Here is a 6554-nt window from a genome sequence, read left to right on the forward strand (position 1 = left end):
GTTTTTATAAAATAGTAAAATATTTATCGGGCATATCTCGTTTCATCATGTCAGAATAATCTGACCTATCGCATCATTAGTTTAAACACGGTTATCTGAATTATGGCAATTCCACAGCATACGATTGATCAGATTCTAGATCGGACAGATATTGTCGATCTGATTGGTCAACGTGTGAAATTGAAAAAGACCGGACGAACATATTCTGGTTGTTGCCCTTTTCATCAAGAGAAAACCCCTTCTTTCCATGTTTATCGCGATAAACAGTACTATCATTGCTTCGGTTGCCAAGCAAACGGCAATGCCATCCGTTTCCTAATGGATATTGATAACCGAAACTTTATCGATGTAATGAAAGAGTTATCGAGCAATGCAGGTGTCGAATTACCCAAAGATAATACCGATAATAAAAAACTGTCTTATACACGCCAGGTTACCAAACCACCAGTTCCAGCAAAAACAGTTGTTGAACCCAGTACTCAAGCACCTGTAGATGATCAGTACAATACACTTGAACCAGTGTATTTTGATGATCCTTTTGCCCAGTTCGAACAGCCATTTAATTTTGAGGAACCTGTACAAGAAGGTAATTTATACGACCTTCTAGAAAATGTTGCCCAGTTTTATGAGCATCAATTACCGACTAGTCAAAAAGCCAAAAATTACTTTAAGCAACGTGGTTTAAGTGACCAGACTATTCAGTTCTGGCGTTTAGGTTATGCACCAGAAGACTGGCAGCATCTAGAAAAAGCTTTTCCTTATGATATTGAGGGCTTAAAGCAACTTGGCCTCATCCGTTCAAGCGATAGTGGTCGTGACTTTGACCTTTTACGTGATCGTGTCATTTTTCCAATTCGAGACCCGAAGGGTCGTGTAGTTGGTTTTGGTGGTCGTGCACTCAATGACGAAATTAAACCTAAATACATCAACTCACCAGACTCAGAAGTTTTCCATAAAAACCAATTACTTTATGGTTTATATGAAGGTAGAAAATTAAAGTCTAACGACTGGTTAATGGTTGAAGGATATATGGATGTTATTGCTTTACAGCAATATGGTATTACAGGCGCTGTCGCGACTTTAGGAACGGCAAGTAATACAGAACACCTTAATATTTTATTTAAACAAAATAATCGAATTACAATTGCCTTTGACGGCGATATAGCAGGTCAAAAAGCAGCACGTCGAACTTTAGAAATTGCGTTACCACTTCTAAATGATGGACGTGAGCTTAAGTTCTTTGTATTACCAAATGATCACGATCCAGACTCATTAATTCGACGTGAAGGCCTCGAAAACTTCCAAAGACTTTTACAGCAAGCGCCCCTGCTCTCTGACTTTGTTTTTGCCCATCTTACTGGCCAACATGACATTAGTACGCCTGAAGGCAAAAGTCTTGTCATGGGCGAACTAAGAGAACTTACCGAGTTATTACCCAAACAGGGATCTTTCCGTTATCTATTAACCCAATCTTTCCGTGAAAAGTTAGGGTTAGGTAAACGCCTTACCCCACAAATTAGTCATGATGCATCGTTATCTTTTAATATTCAGACAAAAGATGAAGACTTTGCTGTCGCAATTTTAATGCACCATCCGTTTCTTTATATTCATTTTGAAGGATTACGGGCTTATATTCCACAAGATGAGTTATTGGCTAAAATATTAGCAATTCTAAATCGTATATTTGATGAATTGCCTGATGACCAAGAGTTAGCGACATATTATGTGTTAGGTGCATGTAGCAGTTATTGCCATGAAATTGCAGATATTATGCAAAGAACTAATATTCAGGCATTAACTCAAGCACCAGAAGTAGCAGATAAACTCGCTAAAGAATATGCCTTAGGCTTACAAGAAAGATATTTACGTCAAAAGCTAAAATCTAAAATTTCTTTAGTTGAGTCAAGAAACCTAAGACAACAACTCAATGAGCTCACCAAACAAATTAGCTTAAGATTATTGTCTTAACGTTTCGGTTTTCGCTCATGATCAAATACATCCTGTAGATGCTGTTGGAGCCACTCGAAATAATCAGGACTTTCTGCTTTAGCAGCTTCACGTAACAACATAGACATTGGATGCATTAACTTTTGTGTTAAGCGGTGAGCAAATTCTTTGAGTACTTGCTCTGGATTGCCGCCATGGTGCAATGCATCTAAAGCATGAGCAAGTTCTTGCTGACTAAATTCTTCACTATGGTGGCGGTAAGCATGGATTGTGCTGCCTGCTTCTTTGACTTTTTGATGTGTAATCAATTGGGTTGCTAATTGATTCACCATCACCTCAGCTTCAACAGCTGCTTGACGGCGTTGGGCTAGGTTTTCATCAATTACACTTTGTAAGTCATCAACTCCATATAGATATACGCCATCAAGTGATTCCACTTTAGGGTCAATATCGCGCGGTACAGCTAAATCAACCATTAACATTTGTTGATAACGGCGCTTTTTTAATGCCGTTTTGACATCTGCATATGCAATAACTTGATGCAAACTACCTGTGCAACTTGAAACAACATCTGCACGGTATAAATTTTCTGATAAAGCTGAAAAATCAATAATCTCAACTTCAACTTGATGGGCAATTTCTTGAGCTAGCAGGTCAGCACGTTCACGGCTACGATTACAGATAATAATCTTGGCAACACCCATTTCCGCTAAGTGCTTGGCCACCAGACTATTCATTTCACCTGCTGCAACCACCATAACAGTGAGTTTTTCAGGTTTACTAAAGACTTGTAAGGCTAATTGTGCAACAGCATAACCCATTGAAACTGCATGACTACCTACAGCTGTTTCTGTACGCACACGTTTTGCCGCATAAAAAGCGTATTCAAATACACTGTTTAACTCAGGAGAAACCGTCTGCGCTTCTTTAGACAATGCTAGAGCATTTTTTACCTGCCCTAAAATTTGTGGTTCACCTAACATTAAGGAATCTAAACCACTTGCAACACGCATTAAATGTGTGATCGCTTGAGCATTCTCGTAACGATAAACATGATGAATTAACTGCTTTACATCAATATTATTGGCATCGGCTAACCATTTCAGAAGGCTTTCGGCATCTTCCGCCATGGCGTAGACTTCTGTACGGTTACAGGTTGAGACAACCACTAAGTCTTTTAAAGACTCATGATGGCGTTGCTCGGCAAGCAAATTACTTAATCGCTCTGCATTGAAAGCAATTTGCTCGCGGAGTTCTACAGAAGCTGTTTGATGGTTGACACCCAATGCAAAGAAAGACATATCAGATCATCATTTCGCTAAATTTATGCTATTGTGCAACATCGGTGTCATAAAAAGCATTACTTTGGATCAATAAAAATTGCGTCAAATGAATAGCCGTATTAATTTTAACGGTGCTTCGATAAGACAGTATTCTACCACATTCTTATTGTTAGGTAGCATGTCCTCATATGTCTATGCACGTCCGTTGCAAGAGACCTATGCCGTGCATTCATTTGATCAGGCTCTGCAACAGAGTATGGTCGCTGAATTTGCCTTAGCTTATGACGATATTCCTACGGCACTGCATAATTACACCGTACTTGCAATTAGAAGTAACTCAACAACCATTAAACAGCGCGCTTTAGATGTTGCACTTGAATACAACGACTTACAAGCTGCACTAAATATTGCAACACACTGGGTAGTTCAAGAGCCTAAAGACGTCCCTGCTTTATTTTATTTATCGCATATTGCATTAAAAACACATGAATATCAGCTTGCTGCTGAAACTTTGGATAAAATTTTAAAAATAGATCCAACTGCCGATCTTGAACAAATTTTGGCAAGTATTGCACCCGAAAATGCACAAGATCGAGAAGTTTTATTAACCGCTTTACGTTCAAGTGCAGAAAAGGAAAATCCTTCTATTTTAGCGCTTATCGCTAATCTGGAAGCACAAAATGGCCAATTAGAACCAGCACTAAACACCATTAATCGTGCACTACGCCGTCGTCCTAAAGTAACCAGTTTTATCTTAATGAAAGCCAACCTGTTGATTGCCCTAAGTGATCAAGAAAGTGCTTTAAAATGGTATGCAAAATCCAGCCGTAAATATAAGAAAAATCTAGATATACGATTAGCTGAAGTACGATATCTCATTCAGATTAATCAGCCCCAGCTTGCTCTTGAAAAATTAGAAAAAATTATTGAGAGTAATCCTCGTGCTGAAGAAGCATTATTTATTGCGGGCTTAACCAGTATTGACCTGAAGCAATATGATAAAGCTGAACAATATTTGGTTGATTTACGCAACTCTGCAAAGTATCAAAATGAAGCGTATTACTACCTAGCAATCAATGCTGAACGAAAACAGCACTATGAGACTGCTAAAGCCTATTACCGTTTAGTAGATGGTAGTCTTTACATTGTTTCCAGACGTAATCTTATTGCGATTTATGATAAGCAAGAAAATTTACATGATGCATTACGTTTTTTAACTCAAGAGCGAGTCAATTATCCGCAGCATGCAAGCTTTCTCTATCAAGCTCAAGCTGAAATTTTAAAGAAGATGGGTAATAAAAAAGCTGCATTAAATTTATTAGATGAAGCGATCAAAAACTTACCAGATGATCCAGAACTCATCTATGCAGAAGTTTTATTATTAGACCCTTATACCGACCGCGACAAACTTGATAAAACACTTAAGCAATTATTACAGTTAGAACCGAATAGCCCGACTTATCTAAATGCTTATGCGTATACGTTGGCTTTACAAAACCGTAGATTAAAAGAAGCACGACAGTATGCTGAACAAGCATTGGAATATGCACCTGAACAAGCCTCAATTCTTGATACGCTAGGCTATATTGCATTTTTACAAAATGATTATGAAGCAGCAGCGGAAGCTTTAGGCAAAGCATATGAACTCAGCCATAACATAAATATTGGCATTCGTTACGCTAAAGCATTGTATATGCAAGGATCGTTAACTCAATTTAGTACCGTGTTACAACAACTGAAACAAAAGCACGCGAATGATCCACAATTGCATCAGCTTGATGCGTTAATTTTACCTACATCTGTAAAAAAGAGTTAAATTTATGAGCAAACTTGCCCAACTGTGCACAGCGATCTGTGGATCAAGTGTATTATTCTTAACCGGTTGTCAGCATTTTACTCAGCCTAAACCCGCAGTTACCCACCAAGTACAAGATGAAAAACACTTCAATTTGCAAGGTAAAATTGGAGTACGTACTCCCCAACAAAGTGGTAGTGCTTTTTTCACATGGGTTCAACAGCAAGATAATTTTGATATCGAGTTAAGTGGAATTTTAGGTGTTGGAAAAACACAAATTCAAGGAAAACCGGGTGAAGTCACTCTAAACAGCGCTAAAACTGGCGTTATTACAGCAGCATCTCCTGAAGAGCTTTTAGAGCGTGCTACTGGTTGGCAAGCACCAATTACTCATTTAACCAGCTGGATTTTAGCGAAACCTGCAACTTTAAATGCCCAAATTAGCAAAGATAATGCAAACCGTGTGAGCCAACTCATTGAAGATGGTTGGACGGTTAATTTTAGTTATGATGGTGAACAAACTTTACCAAATAAACTGGTTTTAAAGCAGGCGCTTGCTGAAGATAAAGAAAACCGTATTACAATGGTTATCCAAAACCGTTAAGTCTAACTATATAAATCTATGATTCGAGTTCCTTCTCCAGCCAAGCTCAACCTGTTTTTACATATAACGGGACGTCGTGAAAATGGTTACCATGAATTACAAACCATTTTTCAACTCATTGATTTATATGACTGGATGACTTTTTCCCCTATTGAGAAAGATGAAATCCAGATTGAAGGTTTAGGTGAGGTTCAACTTGAGCAGAATCTGATTTATCGGGCTGCTCAAATATTAAAACCGCATGCAAAAAAATTGTGTGGCCTACACATTAGCATTGAAAAAAATATTCCAATGGGTGCAGGTCTAGGCGGAGGTTCTTCGAATGCCGCCACAACGCTCATTGTTTTAAATCAATTATGGCAATGTGGCCTAACTCAGACAGAGCTTGCTGACTATGGTGTAAAACTTGGTGCTGATGTTCCTATTTTTATTTATGGTAAAAATGCATGGGCTGAAGGTATTGGTGAACATTTAACATTCATAGACTTAGATCAAAAACAGTTCATTATTTTAAAACCTGATTGTTTTATCAGCACTCAATTGCTTTTTTCACAAAAAACATTGACAAGAGACACTAAGACCACTAAATTTTGCGCCTATCAGTTAGAACCTTCTAATTTTGGAAATAACTTTGAGCCTTTGGCTAGAAAGTTATACCCTGAAGTTGAAGAAGCAATGCAATATCTTGATCAATTTGGTCATGCAAAGCTTACAGGTACAGGTGCTTGTGTTTTTACTGAAGTAACCGATGAAATGAATGTTGATGACATTCTTAAACGTGCACCATGTAAAGCTTACTTGGTACATAGTTTAAAAGAATCTCCTTTACATCATTTTAAAGTTGCAAGTTAGGGGCGTCGCCAAGTGGTAAGGCAGCGGGTTTTGATCTCGCCATCCGTTGGTTCGAATCCAGCCGCCCCTGCCA

The 6554-nt window shown here is 38.3% G+C and carries 5 protein-coding genes and 1 tRNA gene; 5 read left to right on the top strand and 1 reads right to left on the bottom strand.

What is annotated here, in order from left to right; genetic code table 11:
- Positions 1 to 102: 102 nt before the first annotated feature.
- A complete protein-coding gene (locus F984_RS14215; RefSeq protein ID WP_004710286.1) occupies positions 103 to 1968 on the top strand; it encodes a DNA primase in 1866 nt (621 codons plus the stop codon).
- Here F984_RS14215 and hemA read toward each other — a convergent pair.
- On the bottom strand, positions 1965 to 3248 hold the full coding sequence (gene hemA, locus F984_RS14220; protein ID WP_004710288.1) for a glutamyl-tRNA reductase: 1284 nt from the start codon (positions 3246 to 3248) through the stop codon (positions 1965 to 1967). The two genes, F984_RS14215 and hemA, sit on opposite strands and share 4 nt — an antisense overlap.
- An 88-nt stretch (positions 3249 to 3336) precedes the next feature.
- Here hemA and F984_RS14225 point away from each other — a divergent pair, with 88 nt between their 5' ends.
- From F984_RS14225 to F984_RS14240, 4 genes are all read left to right on the top strand, one after another.
- Complete coding sequence (locus tag F984_RS14225) at positions 3337 to 5046, top strand: tetratricopeptide repeat protein (protein WP_004710290.1); 1710 nt, start codon at positions 3337 to 3339, stop codon at positions 5044 to 5046.
- 4 nt (positions 5047 to 5050) lie between these two features.
- Positions 5051 to 5629 (top strand): lipoprotein insertase outer membrane protein LolB, encoded by a 579-nt coding sequence (gene lolB / locus F984_RS14230; RefSeq protein WP_002050400.1) that lies wholly within the window; start codon positions 5051 to 5053, stop codon positions 5627 to 5629.
- 18 nt (positions 5630 to 5647) lie between these two features.
- Positions 5648 to 6481, top strand: a complete 834-nt coding sequence (gene ispE / locus F984_RS14235; protein ID WP_004710292.1) for a 4-(cytidine 5'-diphospho)-2-C-methyl-D-erythritol kinase — start codon at positions 5648 to 5650, stop codon at positions 6479 to 6481.
- A tRNA-Gln gene (locus F984_RS14240) sits at positions 6480 to 6554 on the top strand. Before ispE ends, F984_RS14240 begins: the two co-directional genes overlap by 2 nt.

Origin of the sequence: Acinetobacter nosocomialis NIPH 2119, from assembly GCF_000368085.1 — a bacterium.
GTDB lineage: Bacteria > Pseudomonadota > Gammaproteobacteria > Pseudomonadales > Moraxellaceae > Acinetobacter > Acinetobacter nosocomialis.

What these genes read in the sequence shown, in the direction of transcription:
- F984_RS14215 (WP_004710286.1), top strand. Translation starts at nt 103, where the DNA reads ATGGCAATTCCACAGCATACGATTGATCAGATTCTAGATCGGACAGAT.
- hemA (WP_004710288.1), bottom strand. Translation starts at nt 3,248, where the DNA reads ATGTCTTTCTTTGCATTGGGTGTCAACCATCAAACAGCTTCTGTAGAA.
- F984_RS14225 (WP_004710290.1), top strand. Translation starts at nt 3,337, where the DNA reads ATGAATAGCCGTATTAATTTTAACGGTGCTTCGATAAGACAGTATTCT.
- lolB (WP_002050400.1), top strand. Translation starts at nt 5,051, where the DNA reads ATGAGCAAACTTGCCCAACTGTGCACAGCGATCTGTGGATCAAGTGTA.
- ispE (WP_004710292.1), top strand. Translation starts at nt 5,648, where the DNA reads ATGATTCGAGTTCCTTCTCCAGCCAAGCTCAACCTGTTTTTACATATA.